The 20,915-nt window shown below is 66.6% G+C and carries 20 protein-coding genes; 11 read left to right on the top strand and 9 right to left on the bottom strand.

Annotation, left to right across the window (positions count from 1 at the left end; translation table 11 throughout):
* Positions 1-5 precede the first annotated feature (5 nt).
* From N7422_RS15435 to N7422_RS15410, 6 genes are all read left to right on the top strand, one after another.
* Positions 6-947, top strand: coding sequence for a ribose-phosphate pyrophosphokinase (locus tag N7422_RS15435; RefSeq protein WP_279807341.1), 942 nt, complete (start codon positions 6-8; stop codon positions 945-947).
* A 121-nt stretch (positions 948-1,068) separates the two neighbouring features.
* Complete coding sequence (locus N7422_RS15430) at positions 1,069-1,665, top strand: 50S ribosomal protein L25/general stress protein Ctc (protein ID WP_279807340.1); 597 nt, start codon at positions 1,069-1,071, stop codon at positions 1,663-1,665.
* A 79-nt stretch (positions 1,666-1,744) separates the two neighbouring features.
* Positions 1,745-2,329 (top strand): aminoacyl-tRNA hydrolase, encoded by a 585-nt coding sequence (gene pth, locus N7422_RS15425; protein ID WP_279807339.1) that lies wholly within the window; start codon positions 1,745-1,747, stop codon positions 2,327-2,329.
* A gap of 22 nt (positions 2,330-2,351) precedes the next feature.
* Positions 2,352-3,452, top strand: a complete 1,101-nt coding sequence (gene ychF / locus N7422_RS15420; RefSeq protein ID WP_167059009.1) for a redox-regulated ATPase YchF — start codon at positions 2,352-2,354, stop codon at positions 3,450-3,452.
* Between the two features lie 195 nt (positions 3,453-3,647).
* On the top strand, positions 3,648-3,944 hold the full coding sequence (locus tag N7422_RS15415) for a cupin domain-containing protein (protein ID WP_279807338.1): 297 nt from the start codon (positions 3,648-3,650) through the stop codon (positions 3,942-3,944).
* Positions 3,945-4,128: 184 nt separating this feature from the next.
* Entirely contained in the window at positions 4,129-5,298 is a 1,170-nt protein-coding gene (locus tag N7422_RS15410; RefSeq protein WP_279807337.1) for an MFS transporter, read from the top strand.
* On the opposite strand, the gene N7422_RS15405 is transcribed toward N7422_RS15410, so the two are convergent.
* Genes N7422_RS15405 through N7422_RS15380 form a run of 6 tightly spaced genes read right to left on the bottom strand, consistent with a single transcriptional unit; the run spans position 5,276 to position 10,952 of the window.
* A complete protein-coding gene (locus tag N7422_RS15405; RefSeq protein ID WP_279807336.1) occupies positions 5,276-6,202 on the bottom strand; it encodes a LysR substrate-binding domain-containing protein in 927 nt (308 codons plus the stop codon). The genes N7422_RS15410 and N7422_RS15405 overlap by 23 nt on opposite strands.
* A 38-nt stretch (positions 6,203-6,240) precedes the next feature.
* Positions 6,241-7,185: an HlyD family secretion protein gene (locus N7422_RS15400; protein ID WP_279807366.1), complete on the bottom strand. Its 945-nt coding sequence runs from the start codon at positions 7,183-7,185 to the stop codon at positions 6,241-6,243.
* A gap of 9 nt (positions 7,186-7,194) precedes the next feature.
* Positions 7,195-7,401, bottom strand: a complete 207-nt coding sequence (locus tag N7422_RS15395; RefSeq protein WP_279807335.1) for a DUF1656 domain-containing protein — start codon at positions 7,399-7,401, stop codon at positions 7,195-7,197.
* Positions 7,391-9,547 (bottom strand): FUSC family protein, encoded by a 2,157-nt coding sequence (locus N7422_RS15390; RefSeq protein ID WP_279807334.1) that lies wholly within the window; start codon positions 9,545-9,547, stop codon positions 7,391-7,393. The genes N7422_RS15395 and N7422_RS15390 overlap by 11 nt, the downstream gene beginning before the upstream one ends.
* Before the next feature lie 60 nt (positions 9,548-9,607).
* Positions 9,608-10,228, bottom strand: a complete 621-nt coding sequence (gene ycaC, locus N7422_RS15385) for an isochorismate family cysteine hydrolase YcaC (RefSeq protein WP_279807333.1) — start codon at positions 10,226-10,228, stop codon at positions 9,608-9,610.
* A 34-nt stretch (positions 10,229-10,262) separates the two neighbouring features.
* On the bottom strand, positions 10,263-10,952 hold the full coding sequence (locus N7422_RS15380) for a hydrolase (protein ID WP_279807332.1): 690 nt from the start codon (positions 10,950-10,952) through the stop codon (positions 10,263-10,265).
* Positions 10,953-11,419: 467 nt separating this feature from the next.
* Here N7422_RS15380 and N7422_RS15375 point away from each other — a divergent pair, with 467 nt between their 5' ends.
* The 3 genes from N7422_RS15375 to N7422_RS15365 all read left to right on the top strand — a co-directional run bounded on the left by N7422_RS15375 (position 11,420) and on the right by N7422_RS15365 (position 14,841).
* Complete coding sequence (locus N7422_RS15375) at positions 11,420-11,809, top strand: nuclear transport factor 2 family protein (RefSeq protein ID WP_279807331.1); 390 nt, start codon at positions 11,420-11,422, stop codon at positions 11,807-11,809.
* 88 nt (positions 11,810-11,897) lie between these two features.
* Positions 11,898-13,397, top strand: coding sequence for a cytosine permease (locus N7422_RS15370; RefSeq protein WP_279807330.1), 1,500 nt, complete (start codon positions 11,898-11,900; stop codon positions 13,395-13,397).
* A 13-nt stretch (positions 13,398-13,410) separates the two neighbouring features.
* Positions 13,411-14,841: an aldehyde dehydrogenase family protein gene (locus N7422_RS15365; protein WP_279807329.1), complete on the top strand. Its 1,431-nt coding sequence runs from the start codon at positions 13,411-13,413 to the stop codon at positions 14,839-14,841.
* 152 nt (positions 14,842-14,993) lie between these two features.
* Here the strand turns inward: N7422_RS15365 and N7422_RS15360 are convergent, their stop codons facing one another.
* The 3 genes from N7422_RS15360 to N7422_RS15350 form a co-directional block, all read right to left on the bottom strand.
* Positions 14,994-17,396, bottom strand: coding sequence for a DUF3772 domain-containing protein (locus N7422_RS15360; RefSeq protein WP_279807328.1), 2,403 nt, complete (start codon positions 17,394-17,396; stop codon positions 14,994-14,996).
* 54 nt (positions 17,397-17,450) lie between these two features.
* Complete coding sequence (gene ada / locus N7422_RS15355) at positions 17,451-18,509, bottom strand: bifunctional DNA-binding transcriptional regulator/O6-methylguanine-DNA methyltransferase Ada (protein WP_279807327.1); 1,059 nt, start codon at positions 18,507-18,509, stop codon at positions 17,451-17,453.
* Positions 18,510-18,645: 136 nt separating this feature from the next.
* Positions 18,646-19,272 carry a DNA-3-methyladenine glycosylase gene (locus N7422_RS15350; RefSeq protein WP_279807326.1) on the bottom strand — a complete coding sequence of 209 codons (627 nt, stop codon included), beginning with the start codon at positions 19,270-19,272 and terminating at the stop codon, positions 18,646-18,648.
* Positions 19,273-19,439: 167 nt separating this feature from the next.
* Between N7422_RS15350 and N7422_RS15345 the strand changes: the two genes are divergently transcribed.
* Positions 19,440-19,955, top strand: a complete 516-nt coding sequence (locus N7422_RS15345) for a sigma-70 family RNA polymerase sigma factor (RefSeq protein ID WP_279807325.1) — start codon at positions 19,440-19,442, stop codon at positions 19,953-19,955.
* Entirely contained in the window at positions 19,942-20,898 is a 957-nt protein-coding gene (locus tag N7422_RS15340; protein WP_279807324.1) for a FecR domain-containing protein, read from the top strand. Before N7422_RS15345 ends, N7422_RS15340 begins: the two co-directional genes overlap by 14 nt.
* Positions 20,899-20,915 lie beyond the last annotated feature (17 nt).

Below are 20,915 nucleotides of genomic sequence, written 5' to 3'. Positions count from 1 at the left end.
TGCGCGTGTCCAAGATGATGGTCTTCACGGGGAATGCCAACCCCGATCTGGCTCGGCGTGTCGTACGTCAGCTGCACATTCCACTGGGTGATGTTTCTGTCGGCAAGTTCTCCGACGGCGAAATCAGTGCTGAGATCAATGAAAACGTTCGTGGTAAGGACGTCTTCATCATCCAGCCAACCTGTGCCCCAACCAACGACAATCTGATGGAACTGGTAGTGATGGCCGATGCCTTCCGCCGTTCGTCAGCGTCGCGAATCACCGCCGTGATTCCCTACTTCGGATACGCCCGCCAGGACCGTCGTCCGCGTTCGGCACGTGTAGCCATCAGCGCCAAAGTCGTCGCTGACATGCTCACTGTCGTGGGTATCGACCGTGTACTCACTGTCGACCTGCACGCTGACCAGATCCAGGGTTTCTTCGATATCCCCGTCGACAACATCTACGGCTCGCCCGTACTGGTCGACGACATCGAGGACCAGCGTTTCGAGAACCTGATGATCGTCTCCCCGGACATCGGTGGCGTGGTACGTGCCCGTGCCGTCGCCAAGTCCCTGGGTGTCGACCTGGGTATCATCGACAAACGCCGCGAAAAGGCTAACCACTCCGAGGTTATGCACATCATCGGCGACGTCGAAGGACGCACCTGCATCCTGGTAGACGACATGGTCGACACCGCCGGCACCCTGTGCAACGCGGCCAAGGCCCTGAAAGACCACGGCGCCGCCAAGGTCTACGCCTACTGCACGCACCCGGTTCTGTCGGGCCGTGCGATCGAGAACATCGAGAAGTCGGTACTGGACGAGCTGGTGGTCACCAACTCCATCCCGCTGTCCGCCGCTGCTCAAGCCTGTGACCGTATCCGTCAGCTGGATATCGCACCGGTTGTCGCTGAAGCGGTCCGCCGCATCAGCAACGAAGAATCGATCAGCGCGATGTTCCGCTAAGCGGAACGCACGTTGACGAAAAGCGCCCCGCCCCAACACTGGCTGTTGGGGCGGGGCTTTTTTGCCATCCCCGTTGGCGCTGGTCGCAAACGCCCTCGGGAGGCTATTTTGGAGAAACAAAATGACTGACTTCATCCTGAACGCCCAAGCGCGTACTGACCTGGGGAAAGGTGCGAGCCGCCGCCTGCGTCACTCCGCCAGCATCCCTGCCGTTGTCTACGGTGGCGATAAAGAAGCCCAATCCCTGACCATCGTGGCCAAGGAAATCGCCAAGCTGTTCGAAAACGAAGCTGCCTTCAGCCACGTGATCGAGCTGAACGTCGATGGCGCCAAGCAGAACGTCGTGGTCAAGGCCATGCAGCGCCACCCGGCCAAAGGCTTCATCATGCACGCCGACTTCGTTCGCGTCGTTGCTGGCCAGAAGCTGACCGCCAAGGTTCCAGTTCACTTCGTCGGCGAAGAAGCCCCGATCAAGAAAGGCGGCGAGATCTCGCACGTCGTTTCCGAGATCGAAGTGTCCTGCGAAGCCAAGGACCTGCCTGAGTTCATCGAAGTCGACCTGTCCAAGGCCGAAATCGGTACCATCATCCACCTGTCGGACCTGAAAGCTCCGAAAGGCGTAGAGTTCGTCGCTCTGGCCCACGGTGATGACAAGGCTGTTGCCAACGTCCACGCCCCGCGCGTAGCCGCTGAAGCTGCTGAAGGCGCTGCCGAGTAATCCACTCGCACGCCGGCGTTGATCGGGTTACAGTGCCGCGCGCACCGTAACCCACCAACTCCAAGGAAGAGCCCCTGACGTGACCGCCATCCAGTTGATCGTCGGCCTGGGTAACCCCGGCCCCGAATACGAACAGACCCGGCATAACGCAGGGGCTCTTTTCGTTGAACGCCTCGCCAGCGCCCAGCGCGTTTCGCTGACCGCTGACCGAAAGTATTTCGGCCTGACGGCTAAATTCAGCCATCAAGGCAACGATGTTCGTCTGCTGATCCCCACCACCTACATGAACCGCAGCGGCCAGTCCGTGGCGGCATTGGCGAATTTCTTCCGGATCAAGCCGGACGCCATCCTGGTGGCCCACGACGAACTCGACCTGCCCCCCGGCGTCGCCAAGCTCAAGCAGGGCGGCGGCCACGGCGGGCACAACGGCCTGCGCGACATCATCGCGCAGCTCGGCAACCAGAACGACTTCCACCGCCTGCGGCTTGGCATTGGCCACCCGGGCGACGCCAAACTGGTCTCCAACTTCGTCCTGGGCCGCGCGCCGCGCGCCGAGCAGGAGAAGCTCGACGCCAGCATCGATTTTGCCCTCGGCGTGCTGCCGGACGTGCTTGCCGGCGATTTCGCCAAGGCGATGCGCGAGCTGCACAGCCAGAAGGCCTGACACTTAAGAAAGGGGAATACCCATGGGTTTCAATTGCGGCATCGTCGGCCTGCCCAACGTCGGCAAGTCCACCCTGTTCAACGCCCTGACCAAGTCCGGCATCGCGGCGGAGAACTTCCCCTTCTGCACCATCGAGCCGAACAGCGGCATCGTGCCGATGCCCGACGCGCGCCTGGCGGCGCTGGCCGAGATCGTCAAGCCGAACCGTATTCTGCCGACCACCATGGAGTTCGTCGACATCGCCGGCCTGGTCGCCGGTGCGTCCAAGGGTGAAGGCCTGGGCAACAAGTTCCTCGCCAACATCCGCGAGACCGACGCCATCGCCCACGTGGTGCGCTGCTTCGAAGACGAGAACGTGATCCACGTCTCCAACAGCGTCGACCCCAAGCGCGACATCGAGATCATCGACCTCGAGCTGATCTTCGCCGACCTCGACAGCTGCGAGAAGCAGCTGCAGAAGGTCGCCCGCAACGCCAAGGGCGGCGACAAGGATGCCCTGGCGCAGAAGGCCATCCTGGAAAAACTGATCCCGCACTTCACCGAAGGCAAGCCGGCGCGCAGCCTGATGAAGAACATGGCTGACGACGAAAAGGCCGTCATCCGTGGCTTCCACCTGCTGACCAGCAAGCCGGTGATGTACATCGCCAACGTTGCCGAAGACGGCTTCGACAACAACCCGCACCTGGACGTGGTCAAGGCCATCGCCGAAGAGGAAGGCGCGGTCGTGGTGCCGGTGTGCAACAAGATCGAAGCCGAGATCGCCGAGCTGGAAGACGGCGAAGAGAAGGACATGTTCCTCGAGGCCCTCGGCCTGGAAGAGCCAGGCCTGAACCGTGTGATCCGCGCCGGTTACGAGCTGCTCAACCTGCAGACCTACTTCACCGCCGGCGTGCAGGAAGTGCGCGCCTGGACCGTACGCGTCGGCGCCACCGCGCCACAGGCCGCCGGGGTGATCCACACCGACTTCGAGAAGGGCTTCATCCGCGCCGAAGTGGTGGCCTACGACGACTTCATCCAGTTCAAGGGTGAAGGCGGCGCCAAGGAAGCCGGCAAATGGCGTCTGGAAGGCAAGGACTACATCGTCAAGGACGGTGACGTGATGCACTTCCGCTTCAACGTCTAAGCGCAAGTCGGCGTCCCCATCGCGGGGCAAGCTCGCTCCCACTGACTCGATAGAGGATCTGTGGGAGCGGGCTTGCCCCGCGATGCGTTTGCGCGCAACAAAGGTAAGTGTCCACGCAACTGACTGCCAGCAGACCTGGATTTAACATGCCGCTGGAGTAGCCCAGGCTAGGTGCTTTTCGAGCAAAGGTGCCCCATGACACAGAACCTCCCACGCGCCCAGGCCGTCCCCACCGTGCAGGTGGACACCGACGAAGTCATCGTTACCGAATGGCGTTTCGCGCCCGGCGCCGAAACCGGACGTCACCTGCATGGCCATGACTACGTGGTCGTACCGATGACCGATGGCATCTTGTTGCTGGAGACCCCGGAGGGCGAGAAGCACGCTGCGCTGGTGGCAGGCCAGAGCTACTTTCGCAAGGCCGGCGTGGAACACAATGTGGTCAATGCCAGTGACCACGAGATCGTGTTCATCGAGACCGAGTTGAAATAGCACGGATACACACGTTTGCTGTGGGAGCGGGCTTCGCGTTTTGCGCGTAACCCTCTACACTCTCCCAGCTTGTACCGGGATAACCGAAGCACTGCCTCGAAACCCGATGGACCTGACCACTGCCGGTCAACCGTCGGGACAAATGGGTCCGGACCTTGGCCGGCCCGTTTATCGGAGGCAACACATGAGCCCGCGTATCTGGCTGCTGGCCCTGGCGACATTCGTCACGGGCATGGCGGAAAACATCACTGTCGGCATCCTGCCGGCACTGGCCGATGGCCTGTCGGTACCGCTCGGCATCGCCGGGCAACTGACCACGGTCTTCTCCCTGAGCTTCGCTCTCGCCGCGCCCTTCTCGCCCCTGCTCACCACCCGGCTGCCGCTGCGCCGCCTGCTGTGCGTCACGCTGGCACTGTTTGCCCTGTGCAATCTGGCGGCGGCACTGGCGCCGGGCTATTCCACGCTGCTGATCGCCCGCATCGGCATGGCGGCGACCAGCGCCCTGACCTGCCTGACCTGCACGCTGATGGCCACGCGCATGGTCCCAGATGCCCTGCGCGGCCGGGCCATCGGTGTGATCTTCATGGGCATCTGCAGCTCGCTGGTACTGGGCGTCCCCGCCGGCATGCTGCTGTGCGACGTGGCGGGCTGGCGCGGTGTCTTCCTGGGACTGGCGGTACTGGCCATGGCGGTGTTGCTGATGGCCTGGCACGGGTTGCCCCAGGTGCAAAGCAGCGAACGCGTGGCACTGGGCAGCTACCTGCGCCATCTGCGCGACAGCCGCCTGGTAGCCGCGCAGGCCGTGTCGCTGCTGATGATCGCCGGGCATTTCACGGTGTTCGCCTACCTGGCGCCTTATGCCCAGCACGTCGCCCAGATGCCGGTGCAGTGGCTCGCTGCGGTGTTTGCCGCCTTTGGTATCGCGGGCGTGTCGGGCGGCTATGTCGGTGGCTGGATGGCCGACCGCCTTGGCGCGGGCAAGGCCATCGCGATCGCGCCGCTGCTGTACCTCGCCAGCCTGCTGCTGCTGCCCTTCAGCGCAGGCTCGCCCTGGCTGTTCCTGCCGGCGATGATGCTCTGGGGTGGGCTGAGCTGGACCACCTCGCCGGTGGTTCAGAGCTATCTCGCCAGCCGTGGGCCCGGCACCTTCCCGGCCGGCATGAGCCTGAACATGTCGGCGATGCACCTGGGCGTCGGGCTCGGCTCGGCCATCGGGGGCGTGGTGATCAGCCAGTCGACGCTGGCCGCGACTCCCTGGGCCGGGGCGCTGCTGACGGCAATGGCGGCGGGGCTGGCGATCTGGTCGGCGCGCCCGCCCCGCTCGCCGGGCTTCAGCGAGCGCGAACTGGCGTAGCGTCCTGCTGCTCCTGCTCGAACGCGTCGGCCAGAAAGTCGATCAGCTTGCGCACGGCCGGCATCAACCCACGCCGGGAAGGAAACAGCGCCACCACCTCGCCTTCCCGCGGGGTCCAGCCGTCCAGGACATGGAGCAACCGCCCACTGGCAAGGTCGGCCATCACCACCTCCTCAGGCAGCACCGCCATGCCGACCCCGGCCAGAGCGCCTTCGCGCAGCACCGCCAGGTCATCCGAAACCACACGGGGGCGCACGCGCACGAAGGCCTCGGCCCCTTGTGGTCCGGTCAAGGTCCAGGTGTAGTCCTGTACGTTGCCTCCCCAGCACAGGCTCGGCAACGCCTCCAGCGCGGCCGGCGAGCCCGGCTTGCCATGCTCGACCAGCAGCCCCGGGGAAGCCACCAGGCACTGCCGGCTCGGCGCCAGCCGGCGCATGATCAGTTCGCTGCTTTCCAGGCGCTGATGCTGCACGCTGAGCACCAGGTCGTAACCCTCGCCGATCACGTCCACGCGGCGATTGAAGCTTTTGACCAGTAGCTCGACCACCGGGCACTGCGCCATGAAGCGGGCCAGCATCGGCGCCAGACGCGAGTCGAGCAGTTCGGTGCTGCTGGCCAGGCGCACGATGCCGCGCGGCTCGGCACGGTTGCGTTCGACCGCATCCTCGGCGGCGACGGCCTGCTCGAGCATGCCCAGGCAATGGCGGTAATACTCAAGCCCCACCTCGGTGACCTGGAACTGCCTGGTCGAGCGCTGGATCAGGCGCACGCCCAGGCGCTCCTCGAGCTTGGCCACCCGCCGGCTCAGGCGTGACTTGGGCAGGCCGAGGATGCGCCCGGCGGGAGCGAAGCCACTGTGTTCCACCACCTTGGCGTACAGATACAGGTCGTTCAGGTCAAACATCGGCAACACTCGTCCACGGTTCACCGCTGCATCATCCGTCATTCCTCGAGTATCGTCACAGTGGCGGTGGTCCCGGCCCGCAGTGCGGGGGCCTGGGCGTCGGGCGGGTCCAGGCGCAGGCGCACCGGCACGCGCTGGGCCAGCTTGACCCAGGTGTAGTTCGGGTTGACGTTGGCCAGCAGGCGATTGCCGGGCTGATTCTCGCGGTCGGTGATGGCGTAAGCGATGCTCTCCACCGTGCCCCGCAGGGCCTGGCCATTCATCAGCACGATGCGCGCACGGCTGCCGATGGCGATGCGTGGCAGCTTGGTCTCTTCGAAATAGCCACTGACATGGAACGAGTCGCCGTCCACCAGCGCCAGCAACGCCGCGCCCGGCTGCGCGAAGTCGCCCTGGCGGGTCAGCAGGTTGGTGACATGGCCATTGACCGGCGCCAGCACCTCGGTGCGTTGCAGGTCCAGCCGCGCCTGCTCCAGGGTGGCCTCGGCCAGTTGCACGTTGGCTTGCGCCAGGCCGAGGCTGGACTGCTCGCGCAGCAGGTCGGCCTGGGCGACCGCGACATCGGTCCTGGACTTTTCCCACTCCTCGGCGGAGATGGCCGACAGAGACTGCAGCTTGCCACGGCGCTGTTCCTCGCTACGTCGTTGTTTGAGCAGCGCCTGGTTGGCGACGATGTTCGCCTGCGACTGGCCCAGGGCGGCCCGCGCCACTTCGACCGCGCGCCGGGCATGCAGCACGGCCAGTTCATAGCGCGCCGGATCGATCCGCAACAGCAGGTCGCCCTTGTGCACGAACTGGTTGTCCCGCACCGGCAGGGCGACGATTCGGCCACTGACCTCCGCCGCCAGGGTGACTACATCGGCACGCACCTGCGCGTCACGGGTCCAGGGCGCCTGGGTGTAATGGGTCCAGGCCAGCCAGCCCAGCACGATGGCCACGACCAGCATGGTCAGGGTCAGGCCACGCGACAACAACGGTTTGATCGACGACATCTACACGCTCACTCCCATCCACAACAGCAACGCCGCGCAGATCGCGGTGTACACGGCGCCCTGGAACAGCGCCGGATGCCAGGCGAATGCCAGTACGCCCATCCGACGCAACAGGACATCGACCAGCAGAAACAGCGGCAGCGCCAGCAGCAGTGCCTGGGCGATGGGCGGCAGGTAGACCCCGCCCAGCTCGAAATCAATGGGCATCGGCCACCTCCGGCAACGCCCGCGATCCTTCAGGCTCCAGCACCCGGCGATAGCGCGTCAGCAACTGCCCGGCCACCGCCAGCGCGACCCGCAGGATGAACAGGCGGCGCAATGCCTCGCGGCCCATCTGCCCTTGCGCTCCATGCAGGGCATCGAGCACCTGCGCCTGGTCGCTCAGCTCACGCAACAGCGGATCGAGCGCCACCGCGCCCTGGCCGCCGATGAAATCGGCAACACCCTGCAAGCTTTCTCGCAATCGTGCCCGGGTCGCCGAGGGCAACTCCAGGTCGCTGTTGCACAGGGTGCGCGCCTGACCCAGGGCGATGGCCAGCGCCGGGCACACCAGTGCGCATTCGACGCGCTCGCGAGAGGCGGCGTCCGGGGCCGCCGGCAGCAGGCCAATCAGCGCCGACAGGCGATCGAGCAGCAGGCTCTCGAAAGCGAACTGCCCGGCCAGCGAACCGCTCTCGAGCACCTGACGGCGGACATCCTCACGGGTCTGGCGGAACAATCGGGCGATGCGTTTCTGCGCATTGAACGGGAACACCAGCGCGAACACGGCCATCGCCAGCACCCCGGCCGCCAGGTAGCCGCCGGCGAACTCGAACCACTGGATATCGCTGTTGTGATAGGCCCCGACATTCTGCGGCCCGATCATCAGCAGGCTGATCAGGCCGATACCCATGCCGATCCCGGCGGTCATCGGGTTGGCCAGGCCGACCGCCGCCAGGTACAGCAGCGGCGCCAGGCACAGGGCAAGCATCTCGAAGTCGGTGAACAGCGGCAGCACGGCGAACTGATAGAGCGCCGACAGGCCCATGCCCACCAGCAGCCCGCGGTTGTAGTTCTGGCTGGCCAGCAGCGGCCGGGGCAAGGTCGCCATCAGCGAACACATCACGCCCATCAGGATCACCGCCGAGCGCGCGCCATCCCAGGCGCTCTCGATCCACAACCCGCCGATCAGCAACAGCGCCAGGCAGGCGCGCACGGCGTTCATCGCCGCCAGGGGCCAGTCCAGGTGCAGGGTGCTGGCGCGGCTCTGCTGCCGGGGGCAACTGGCCAGGCGGCCCTGCTGGATCGCTTCGTTCAGCTCGATCAGCTCGTCCAGTTGCTGCAACAGGCGCGCCTGCTCCCAGCGCAAGGCCCAGGCCAGGGCGCGCAGCTGCGGGGGCAGCGGCTCGTTGAGAAACTCGGCACGGTCGGCGGCGTCATCGAACCCCTTGTGCAGGGTGCGCAGGGCCTCGCGGTCCACTGCCGAAAGTGCCATGCCGTCACGCGCCAGCGCATCCAGGCTCGCCAGTTCGGCGTCGCGCAGCACCTGGATATCCGTCGGCAGCGGCCCCTGCCAGTGCGCCTTGACCAGCTCGCGCTGCTGACGCAGCACCAGCAGGCGCGAAACCAGCAGCACCAGCTGGTTGGCGAACAGTTGCACCAACCCATCGCCGCTGCGCAGGTGCGGGGCGTCGAAATACAGGTGCCGACGCAACCCCTCCAGTGCGCTGACCTCGGCGATCAGCCGGGCCTGGCGCTGACCGAACGCGGCTTCGTCCTCCTCGGTGCGGATCACCTCGGCGGCATGCTGGGCGATCAGTTTCAGCAGGCTGTCGACCTTGGCGAAATAGCTGTTGGCCACGGGCTGGGGGCGGGCCGTCAGCAGGCTGACCACGGCCACGCAGGCCACCGCCAGCAAGGTCTCGGTGACCCGCGTGACAGCCAGCAGAAAGGTGCCTTCGGGTTCGGGCACGGCCAGCATGGCCACCACCACGGCGGTGAAGCCGCTGAGCACGAAGGCATGGGAATCGGTGTAGCGCAGCAAGGTTCCACCGGCGGTGCACAGCCCCAGCCACAACGCCAGGCTGACCACCAGGGTGTACGGCATCTGCGCGAACAGCGCCATCAGCAGCACGGCCACCGCCGCGCCGACCACGGTGCCGAGCACCTGGGCGAGGCTGCGCTTGAGGGTCATGCCGGCCAGCGGCAGGCTGATGATGATGACCGTCATCAGTGCCCATTTCGGTTGTTCCAGGTCGAACACGAACGCCAGGTAGAGACACAGCAGGCCCGCCACCACCGTGCGCAGCGCGAACAGCAGCACGTCGCGCCCGGGGCGCAGGGCAAGCCTGAAGTAGGCAATCAGTGGAGCCATCCATTACCTCGTAACCCACAGGGCGGGCCCGGACCCCGGTAACGGGGCCCGGACACACCGTTACTTCGCCAGCTTGCTGTAGCTGGTCATCAGGTTACGGTAGTCGGGAATGTGGTTGGAGAACAGCGTGCCCAATCCTTCGATGTCGTTGCGCCAGTCGCGGTGCAGCTCGCAGGCCACGCCGAACCAGGTCATCAGCTGCGCGCCGGCGGCCTCCATGCGGCGCCAGGCCGAGTCGCGGGTCAGCTCGTTGAAGGTGCCCGAGGCGTCGGTGACCACGAACACGTCGAAGCCCTCTTCCAGTGCCGACAGCGCCGGGAAGGCCACGCAGACCTCGGTGACCACACCAGCGATGATCAGCTGTTTCTTGCCGGTGGCCTTCACCGCCTTGACGAAGTCCTCGTTGTCCCAGGCATTGATGTTGCCGGGCCGAGCGATATACGGCGCCTCGGGGAACTGTTCCTTGAGCTCGGGCACCAGCGGGCCGTTGGGGCCGGTCTCGAAGCTGGTGGTGAGGATGGTCGGCAGCTTGAAGTACTTGGCCAGGTCCGCGAGAGCCAGCACATTGTTCTTGAACCGATCCGGGTCGATGTCGCGCACCAGCGACAGCAGCCCGGTCTGGTGGTCGACCAGCAGGACCGCGGCGTCGTTCTTGTCCAGACGCTTGTATTGAAATGCCATGATGCTTCTCCTTGCTTGGATTGAAAGGCGTGGCTCAGCTGCGCTGCGAATCCAGCTGCTCGTTCTGGGTGACGACCGCCTGGGCCTTCATGTAGCTCTCGATCAGCAGCTGGTAGTGCGGGAACACCGAGCTGTAGGCTTCGGCCCACTGGGCGGCGTCCGGGCGGTTCCAGGTGCGTTGCACTTCCGAGCAGACGGCGGCGGTGTCCATCGGCACCACCCCGGCCTGGACCACCCGCGCCAGGGTCACTTCCTGGGCCATCTTGGAGTAGGTGCCTGACGCGTCGATGACAGCGAACACCTGGTAGCCGGCGGCCACCGCGCTGATGCTGGGAAACGCCATGCACACGCTGGTGATGGTCCCGGCAATGATCAGTTGCTTGCGCCCGGTGGCCTTCACCGCGGCGACGAACTCAGGGTTGTCCCAGGCGTTGATCTCGCCTTTGCGGGCCACGTACTTCGCGTGTGGCGCGGCCTCATGGATTTCCGGAATCAACGGGCCGTTGGGACCTTGCGGCACCGATGCGGTGGTGATGACGGGGATCTTCGCCAGGCTGGCGATCTTGGCCAGGGTGATGGCATTGGCCCGCAGTTCGGTCATGGGCATGTCCTTGACCGTCTGGAACAGACCGCTCTGGTGATCGATCAGCAGCATCGTGGCGTTGTCGGGGTCGATACGTGGCGCCTGACCTTCGAAGTTGGCGGCTTGCGAGAAATTGCTCATCGTTCTCTCCTCGTTGGTTTGGAGAACAGGCCATCCTGGCCAGTGCGGAGGGACCGCGACCCACAAGTCCACAGTGGGGATTATGAGAGTAGGCAACACAGGCTGAACGGGACGACCGTCAGTCGGTGACCTCGATAAATCGACCTGTGCCGAAGCAGCCCGCGCGGCCTGTGGCCCAGCGGGCAACAGGCCTAACGGTAGAGGCAGGGGGCGTGGGCCGGTAGGTCCATGGGTGAACCCTCAGAGTTGCACTGAGGGAACGATGGCCGGGCCAGCGGCCCTGTGGGAGCGAGCGGCCAGCACGTCATGTGGCGAGGCTGCCGACACCTTGGCCACGGGCTCCGCCAGGGCAGAGCCTTGGTTCACGATTTCCTGAACTGATTATTTGCCCGCAGCGATTTGTCCCCCCGCCCGCCCCCACCAGAATCGCTTCACCAACAATCACAAGAAACCGTGAGGCCACTCCCGTGGACCAGACACTCCAGGTACGGCAGGCCGCCGCCGACCTCGTCGCCGCCTTCGCCAGCAACGACACCGCCCGCTACTTCGCCTGCTTCAGCGAAGACGCCACCTTCCTCTTCCACACCTTGGCGCAACCGCTGCTGTCGCGCCGCGCCTACGAAGACCTCTGGGCCAGCTGGCAGGCGGATGACTTCGCCGTGCTCGGCTGCGAGTCGAGCAACGCCCAGGTGAGCCTGCAGGGCGACGTGGCGATTTTCATGCACGATGTGGCCACGCGCCTGCGCGTCGCCGGCGAAATCCTCGACCTCAACGAACGCGAGACCATCGTCTTGCGCCTGCACGGTGAGCGCTGGCTGGCCTGCCACGAGCACCTGTCGGTCGTATCGCCGGCCTGATCGCCCCTTGAAGCGGCCCTGCCGCACTGCCATCGCACCCACAACAAGGCCGCCCGACGGCCGACAACATTCGCGCTGGAGCATCACCATGAGCCACTCGACCGGTATCGAGACCAATGGCGTCGAACAGATCCCCGACGATCAACGCGACGCCGCCCCGCTGGACCTGTTCCGCCTGATCTTCGGCGGCGCCAACACCTTCGCCACCGCCGTGCTGGGCAGCTTCCCGGTGCTGTTCGGGCTGTCGTTCCAGGCCGGAGCCTGGGCGATCCTGCTCGGCGTCGGCGTCGGCGCGCTGATCCTCGCGCCCATGGGCCTGTTCGGCGCCCTCAACGGCACCAACAACGCCGTATCGTCCGGCGCGCACTTCGGCGTGCACGGGCGCATCGTCGGCTCGTTCCTGTCGCTGCTGACAGCCGTCGCGTTCTTCTCGCTGTCGGTGTGGAGCTCGGGCGATGCCCTGGTCGGCGGCGCCAAGCGCCTGGTCGGCCTGCCGGAGACCGACCTCACCCTGGGCCTGGCCTACGGCCTGTTCGCGGTGCTGGTGCTGGTGGTGTGCATCTTCGGCTTCCGTTTCATGCTGTGGGTCAACAAGATCGCGGTATGGGCCTCGAGCCTGCTGTTCCTGCTGGGCATCTTCGCCTTCGCCGGCCCCTTCGACGCGGGCTACGCCGGCAGTGTCAACCTCGGCCAGGCCGGCTTCTGGGCGGCGTTCGTCGGCGCGGCGATCCTGGCCATGAGCAACCCGGTGTCGTTCGGCGCCTTCCTCGGTGACTGGTCGCGCTACATCCCGAGGGAAACGCCCAAGGCGCGCATCATGCTGGCGGTGATCCTCGCCCAGGCGGCCACGCTGATCCCGTTCCTGTTCGGCCTGTGCACGGCGACCCTGGTGGCCAGCCAGGCCCCGGACTACATCGCCGCCAACAACTACGTCGGCGGCCTGCTGGCGATCTCGCCGGGCTGGTTCTTCCTGCCGGTGTGCCTGATCGCGGTGATCGGCGGCATGTCCACCGGCACCACGGCGCTGTATGGCACCGGCCTGGACATGTCCAGCGTGTTCCCGCGTCTGCTCAGCCGCGCCGCCGCCACCCTGCTGATCGGCGTGCTGGCCATCGGTTTCATCTTCATCGGCCGCTTCACCTTCAATCTGGTGCAAAGCGTGTCGACCTTCGCCGTGCTGATCATCACCTGCACAAGCCCCTGGATGGTGATCATGATCCTCGGCCTGATCACCCGCCGTGGCTTCTACCACCCCGATGACCTGCAGGTGTTCACCCGAGGCCAGCAAGGCGGCCACTACTGGTTCGACCACGGCTGGAACTGGCGCGGCATGGGCGCGTGGATCCCCGGCGCGGCCATCGGCCTGTGCTTCGTCAACCTGCCGGGGCAGTTCGTCGGCCCGCTGGGCACGCTTGCCGGTGGCATCGACCTGAGCCTGCCGGTAACCCTCGGCATCGCCGGCGTGCTGTACCTGATCCTGCTCAACCTGTTCCCCGAACCGGCTGGCGTGTATGGCCCCCGAGGCCCGCGCTGGGTGCGCTGCAAAAGCACGCCCATCAAGCCCGTCACCACCGCCGAAATGGCCTGACTGGAATCCGACCATGACCACTCCTCATTACATCGACGGCCTTTGGGTCGAAGGCCAGGGCAACGACTGCATCGTCGTCCACAACCCCGCCGACGGCCAGCCGTTCGCCGAACTGATGGCCGCCAGCGCGGCCCAGGTCGACCAGGCCGTGGCCGCCGCACGCCGCGCTTTGGCGTCCTGGAAGACGGTCAGCGCCGCCGAGCGCGCGACTTACCTGCGCGGCTTCGCCGAACAGCTGGGCCAGCGCCGCGACGAACTGATCGCCCTGCAGATGCGCAACAACGGCAAGCCGCGCCACGAGGCCGAGATCGACCTGGACGACGCCATCGCCACCTTCGCCTACTACGCAGGCCTCGCCGAGCAGCTGCCGGCGAAGAACCGCGACGTGCCCCTGGCGGCGCCGGGCTTCAGCGCCCGCACCCGCCTCGAGCCGGTGGGGGTGGTGGGCCTGATCGTGCCGTGGAATTTCCCGCTGGTGACCAGTGCCTGGAAACTCGCCCCGGCCCTGGCCGCCGGCTGCACCGTGGTGCTCAAGCCGTCCGAGGTCACGCCACTGATCGAACAGGCCTACGGCCAGATCGCCGAAGCGCTGGGCCTGCCGGCCGGCGTGCTGAACATCGTCAACGGCAAGGCCGAGACCGGCGCCGCCCTCAGTGGCCACACCGGTCTGGACAAGCTTTCATTCACTGGCAGCAACGGTGTTGGCAGCCAGGTGATGCGCGCCGCCGCGGCCCAGTGCCGACCGGTGACCCTCGAGCTGGGCGGCAAGTCGGCCATCGTGGTGTTCGACGATTGCGACCTGGACCAGGCGGTGGAGTGGATCGTTGCCGGCATCACCTGGAACGCCGGGCAGATGTGCTCGGCCACCTCGCGCCTGCTGGTGCAGGACGGTATCGCCGAGGCCCTGCTGCCACGCTTGCAGGCAGCACTGGAGGCGTTGCGCATCGGCAACCCGCTGGTTGAAGAAGTGGACATGGGCCCGCTGACCAGCCAGGCGCAGTGGCTCAAGGTCGCCGGCTATTTCGCCACCGCCCGCGAAGAGGGCCTGAAGTGCCTGGCCGGCGGCAAGGCGCTGGACCGCGATGGCTGGTTCGTCAGCCCGACGCTGTACGTCGATGTGCCCCAGAGCAGCCGCCTGTGGGGCGAGGAAATCTTCGGACCGGTGCTGTGCGCACGGCGCTTCGCCAGCGAAGCCGAAGCCATCGCCCAAGCCAACGACAGCCGCTTCGGGCTGGTCGCCACCGTCTGCTCCGCCGACCTGGAACGCGCCGAGCGTGTGGCCGACGCGCTGGAAGTGGGCCATGTGTGGATCAACTCCATACAGGCGGTGTTCGTCGAGACTTCGTGGGGTGGCACCAAGGGCAGCGGTATCGGGCGCGAGCTCGGGCCCTGGGGATTGGCGGGGTATCAGTCGGTGAAGCATGTGACCCGCTGCCTGGGTTAGACGGGAGCGTTGCAGCGCCTATGAGATCGAGCGCCGCCCACGCTTCGCGGGCAAGCCTGCTCCCACAGAGATCGCACTGACCTTGAGTCTTGCACCATTGCTGTGGGAGCCGGCTTGCCGGCGAAAGGGCTGCAAAGCAGCCCCAAAGGGCATCACGCCGGCTCGTCGGCCGGGCGCCCGGTCTCCTGCACCAGCACCATGCTCGCCGGCGACGACAGGGCGATGCCCTCGTCGCGCAGCTGCCCGAGGATGGTGAACAACAGATCGCTGCGAGCGTTGGACACCTGCCGCGGCGAAGCCACATAGCCACTCACCGCGATCACCATGCCGCTGGTGGTCAGGTCCTTGAACGTCACCGAACTGGCCGGCGCATCGAGGATCGACTCGTGCTCCTTGTAAGCCTTGAGCAGCAGCTCGCGCACATGGTTGGCATCGGTCTCCAGCGGCAGCGTGAGGGTGATGCCGACCACCCCCAGGGCATTGGCCATGGTCACGTTGCGCACGTTCTGCGAGATGAACTGCGAGTTGGGCACGATCACCGTCGAACGGTCCGCCATCTGGATCTCGGTGGCTCGCACGTTGATCCGACGGATATCGCCCTCGACACCGGCCAGGCTGACCCAGTCGCCCACCTTCACCGGGCGCTCGGTGAGCAGGATCAGGCCGGAAATGAAGTTCTGCACGATCTGCTGCAGGCCGAAACCGATACCCACCGACAGCGCACTGACCACCCAGGTCAGGCTGGTCAGGTTGATGTGCAGGGTGGACATCACCAGCATGGCCAGGAACAGGAAGCCCAGGTAGCCGACCAGGGTCACCAGGGACGCTCGCATACCCGCGTCCATGTCGGTTTCCGGCAGCAGGCGCTCGCTCAGCCAGCGCTTGACCACGCGAATGGCGAACCAGCCACCGAGGAAGATGGCCACGGCGAGGAAGATGTCCTGGGGCACGATGTTCAGGTTGCCCAGCACCTTGCCGCCGGTGCCGTCCCAGTCGGCCAGGCTCAGCAGCAGCTCGCCGGGGCTGGTGCCCGAGGGCATGAACACCAGCAGCGCGGCGGCGAACAGCAGCAGCGTGCGGCCGATGCCCGCCAGCACCGTGCTGGCCTGGGCCTGGTGCCGTTGCTGCAGACCGAGCGCCGAGGCCAGCGCCAGGCCACCTGGCTGACGCGGCGACAGCAAGGTCTCGCACAGGTCGCCGAACACCGTCACCAGCAGGTAGGCACAGGTCACCACCACGCTGACCCACAGCAGCTTGGCCGTCAGGAAGTAGGCCAGCGTCAGGTAACCGGCCAGCAGGGTCAGCAGGATCGCCAGCACCCACACCACGATCACGAACGGGATCAGCCCGGCCAGCCCCTTGGGGCGCTCCAGGCCGTGCAGGCGGCGGGCGCGGCGGTAGCGCACCAGGGCCACGACGAACAGCAGCGACACCACCAGCGCGGTCAGGCCGTTGGTGGCCAGGGTCAGCGCCAGGCTGGTGCCGATCACGCTGTTGATGCGCTCCTGGGTGAGCAGCACCATCAACGCCAAGGCCAGCACCTTCGGGAACCAGCCCAGGGCGCTGGCCACTTCGTCGGGGATGGGCGGCAGGCGCCAGGACGGACGCTGCAGCATCAGCATGGCGCGGCCCAGGCCCGAGATGAAGGCGCTGAAGATCACCAGCGCGAGGATGTGGTTGGTCAGGCTGGCGAGGTCGGTGCCCAGTTCGGCGCTGCTCTCCAGGCCCCAGCGCAGCAACGACACCGAACCGGAAATGGTGCCCAGGGTCGCCAGGCTGACGCCCAGCGCCAGGGCGCTGCGGCGCAGGCGCCCTTCGGGCAGCCAGCGGACCATCGCATCGGCCAGCAGGCGCTCCAACATCCGCCGCACCAGGGTCCAGACCAGCACCGCGGCCACCAGGGCGCTGATGAACCACCAGCGGTGCTCGGCGCTGAAGGCGCTGTCCACGGCGTCGGCCACTTCGCCGCGCAGGTCGCGCAGGCGCGCCACGTCATCGTCGGTGGGGCGGATCAGGCTCGACCAGAACGCCGGGCTCAGCGGGCTGGCGGCGCGGCTGGTGATCTGCGAGTTGAACAGGCTGCGGCGCAGGTTGACGATCTGCGTGGACAGGTCACGGGCCGACTGGGCCAGGGTGGTGGCGTCCTTCTGCTCGGCGACCAGCGCGTTCTTCTCGTCGCCAAGCTGCTTGCGCTGACGGGTCAGGCTTTCGGCCTCTTCGGCCATCGGCGGGCCGAGCACGTTGAGCTGGTCGTCCAGGCGTTGCACGTCGGCGGTGCGCTGGGTGGCCAGCACATCGGCCTGGCGCTGGACCTGCAGGGCCGACTGGCGCAGTTGCGCGAGCAGGTCATCGTTGGCATCGCCGGTGACGCCCTGGCGGATCTGGTCGAGCCGTTCGCTCAACGCATCCAGGCTGGCGTTTTCGTCCAGCTCCTGCTGTTCGGCTACCGCCAGGCGCGATACCGGCGTGGCCGGCGCGGCCCAGGCCGGGATGGCCAGGCACAGCAGCAAGACGAAAATCCCCGCGTAAAATCGGTCAAGGCTGACACGCCTCATCGAATGTTCCTCTACACAACTCGACAGGGCGTGAATTCTACGCGCTCCGGGCGCTCAGGCGAGTGCCGTTTCTCGGTCCAGCAGCTGACGCTTGCGTTCGATACCCCAGCGGTAGCCGCTGAGGTCGCCGTCACGACGCACCACACGGTGACAGGGAATGGCCACGGCGATGGCATTGGCCGCGCAGGCCTGGGCCACCGCCCTGACCGCCTTCGGCGCGCCGATGCGCTCGGCGATGTCGGTGTAGCTGACCCGGGTGCCGGGCGGGACTTCGCGCAGCGCCTGCCAGACCCGCTCCTGGAACGCCGTGCCCTGGACATCCAGGGGCAGGGCCAGGCCCAGCGCCGGCGCCTCGACGAAACCGACCACTTCGGCGACCAGCCGCTCGAACGCGTCATCGCCACCGATCAGGTGAGCCTTGGGGAACTTGTCCTGCAGGTCCTTGAGCAAGGGCTCGGGCTCGTCTCCGAGCAGGATGGCGCAGATGCCGCGCTCGCTCTGGGCCACCAGGATCGCCCCCAGCGAACACTGGGCCAGGGCAAAGCGGATGGTCACCCCCCGTCCGCCGGCGCGGTAGTCCTTCGGCCGCATGCCCAGCCGATCAGCGGCGCTTTCGTAGAAGCGGCTGTTGGAGTTGTAGCCGGCATCGAAGATGGCGTCGGTGACCCTGGCGGCGCCGTCCAGCCCCTGGCGCAGGCGCTGGGCGCGAAAGGCCGAAGCATAGGCCTTGGGGGTGAGCCCGGTCTCGGCCTTGAACAGGCGGTGCAGGTGGAACGGGCTGACATTGAGCTCGGCGCCGAGCTGGTCGAGGTTGGGCGCAGTCTCGCTGGCCTCGATCAGGCGACAGGCACGGGCCACCAGGTCGGTTCGACGGCTGCCCTGCCCGCCCTTGCAGCGCTTGCAAGGGCGGTAGCCGGCAGCCTCGGCCTGGGTGGCATCCTGGAAGAACTCGACGTTCTCGCGCTTGGCCAGGCGCGACTTGCAGGCGGGCTGGCAATAGACGCCGGTGGTGCGCACGGCGTAGACGAAATGGCCGCTGGCGGCGGTGTCGCGGGATTGCACGGCGAGCCAACGCTCGGCATCGGTGCTGTAGGTGGTCGGGGCGGGGTGCATGGCGCCTCTCCTGTCAGGTAGTGCGATGAGCTTGGCTGGATATCCGCAAGCGAACACTCCGAATCTTGCGTTGGCTTTTACCGCTAGATCGCGGGGCAAGCCCACTCCCACAATGGCTCCCGCGACAGGGCCATCTTCACGCCCGCCACAAATACCAGGCCGCCACGGTACGGTGCGGGCTCCAGGCGCCGCCCAACGCGCGCATCTGCGCAGGCGTCGGCGCCTTGTCCAACCCCTTCATGCGCCGATACCCCTCACGCACGCCAAAGTCATCCACCGGCAGGATATCCGAACGTTCCAGGCTGTAGATCAACAGCATCTCCACCGTCCACCGCCCGATCCCGCGCAAAGCGACCAGGCGCTCGACCAACGCATCGTCGGGCATCCGCAGCGCCTGCTCCCGGCACGGCACCACGCCTTCCAGCCGGGCCTGGGCGATACCGTGCAGCGTGGCGGTCTTGCTCGCGGAGAAACCACAGGCGCGCATCGTCTCCGGCGTCACCGCCAGCAACTGCTCGGGCGTGGGGAACGCCACGTCGGGAAACAACGCCAGCAGTCGCCCGAGAATCGCCTCGGCGGCTCGCGCATGCAACTGCTGGTAGGCGATGGCCCGCACCAGCGCTTCGTACGGCTCCCGTCCGGGCGTGGCCCGGTGCAGGCAGGGCCCCACGGCGGCAACATGACGCGCCCAGTCCGAATCCTGGCCGGCAAGCCAGCTGACGGCCTCGTCGAGGGCACGTGGTGAAAGGTCTGCAAGGATCATCGAGAGGACTCGGACACAACACAGTCCCCAGCCTAGCTCAACCGTTCATCGGTGAAACGCTCAATCTTGCGCATCGAATCGCCGGCGTACCATTGATCCGCCAGCATGGCCCCGCCTAGAATTGAGAACTATTAACAATCACATTAACCTGGCAGGCACTTGCGACGATGCAGATCGATGACACGCTGAAACCGGCCCAGGTCGATCTGCTCTACCAAGCCCATCACCGCTGGCTGCGCGGCTGGCTCGGAGCACGGGTGGGTTGCCAGGAACATGCCGCGGACCTGGCCCAGGATACCTTCGTGCGCCTGCTCAAGGCCCGCCAGGTCTCACCGCTCAAGGAGCCCCGCGCCTACCTGAGCAGCATCGCTCGTGGCCTGATGATCGACCAGTTCCGCCGTCGCGCCCTGGAAAAGGCCTATCTGGAGAGCCTGGCCAGCCTGCCCGAACAAGAGGCGCCCAGCGAAGAACAGCGGCTGATCATCCTCGATACCCTTGAGCGCCTGGACCTCGCCCTGCACCGACTCAAGCCACGGGCACGCCAAGCCTTCCTGATGGCCCAGCTCGACGGCCTGACACTGCCCCAGATCGCCCTGCGCCTCGATGTCTCCCGCGCCACGGTCGAGCGCGACCTGGCCAGGGCGCTGGGCGTCTGCTACCGGTTGCGCTATGCCGACGCCTGAACAGACGCCCACCCAGGCCCAGATCGACCAGGCCATCGAGTGGCTGGTCAGGCTGCGCTACGACAGCCCCGGCCCGCGCACCGAACAGCAGTTCCAGCGCTGGCTGGCCAGCCAGCCGCAGCATGCCGAGGCCTGGCAGCGGGTCAGCAGCCTCGGTGACGAACTGGCCGGCCTGCCAGGCGAGCTGAGCCGACGCACGCTGGCGGGCACCGAGCGCCAGCGCACCAGCCGGCGCGATCACCTCAAGCTGCTCTCGGTGCTGGCGCTGGCCGCGGGTACTGGCTGGGTCGCGCGCGAACCGCTGGGCCTGCCGGCGCTGCTGGCCGACACCCGCACCGGCACCGGCGAACGCCGCGAGCTGCTGGGCAGCGACGGCAGCCGAATCCGCCTCAACACCGCCAGCGCCATCGACCTGCGCTACAGCGTCGAGCAACGCCGGCTGACGCTGCTGCGCGGCGAGGTCAGCCTGGACAGCAATGCCAGCGACAACCGGCCGTTCAGCATCGACACCCGCGTCGGTGACCTGGCCACCCAGGGTGGCCAGTTGCTGCTGCGCGAAAATGCCCAGGGCCTTTTGCTGGCGGTGCGCCAGGGCGAGGTGACACTGTTCCCCGCCTCCGCTGCCGAGCACCGGGTCAGACCGGGAGAAGTTCTGCAGGTTTTCTCCGGGGGCACCTATCGGCCAGCCACGCTGCACGGCGACCCCTGGGGCTGGACCGACGGCGTGCTCAGCGTGCAGCAGATGCCGCTCGGCGAGTTCGTCGACGAGCTGTCGCGCTATCGCCCTGGCGTGCTGCGCTGTGCCCCTGAAGTGGCCGGGCTGAAAGTCTCCGGCACCTACCAACTGGCCGACACCGAGCAGATCTTGCTGCTGCTGGCGCGCAGCCTGCCGGTGCGCGTCGACTACCGCACCCGCTATTGGGTGAGCATTGGCGCCGCCTGAGCGATTTCCTTGAAAAT

The sequence above is a fragment of the Pseudomonas sp. GD04091 genome (assembly GCF_029836165.1).
Classification (GTDB): domain Bacteria; phylum Pseudomonadota; class Gammaproteobacteria; order Pseudomonadales; family Pseudomonadaceae; genus Aquipseudomonas.
This window is presented reverse-complemented; position numbering and strand designations above follow the sequence as displayed.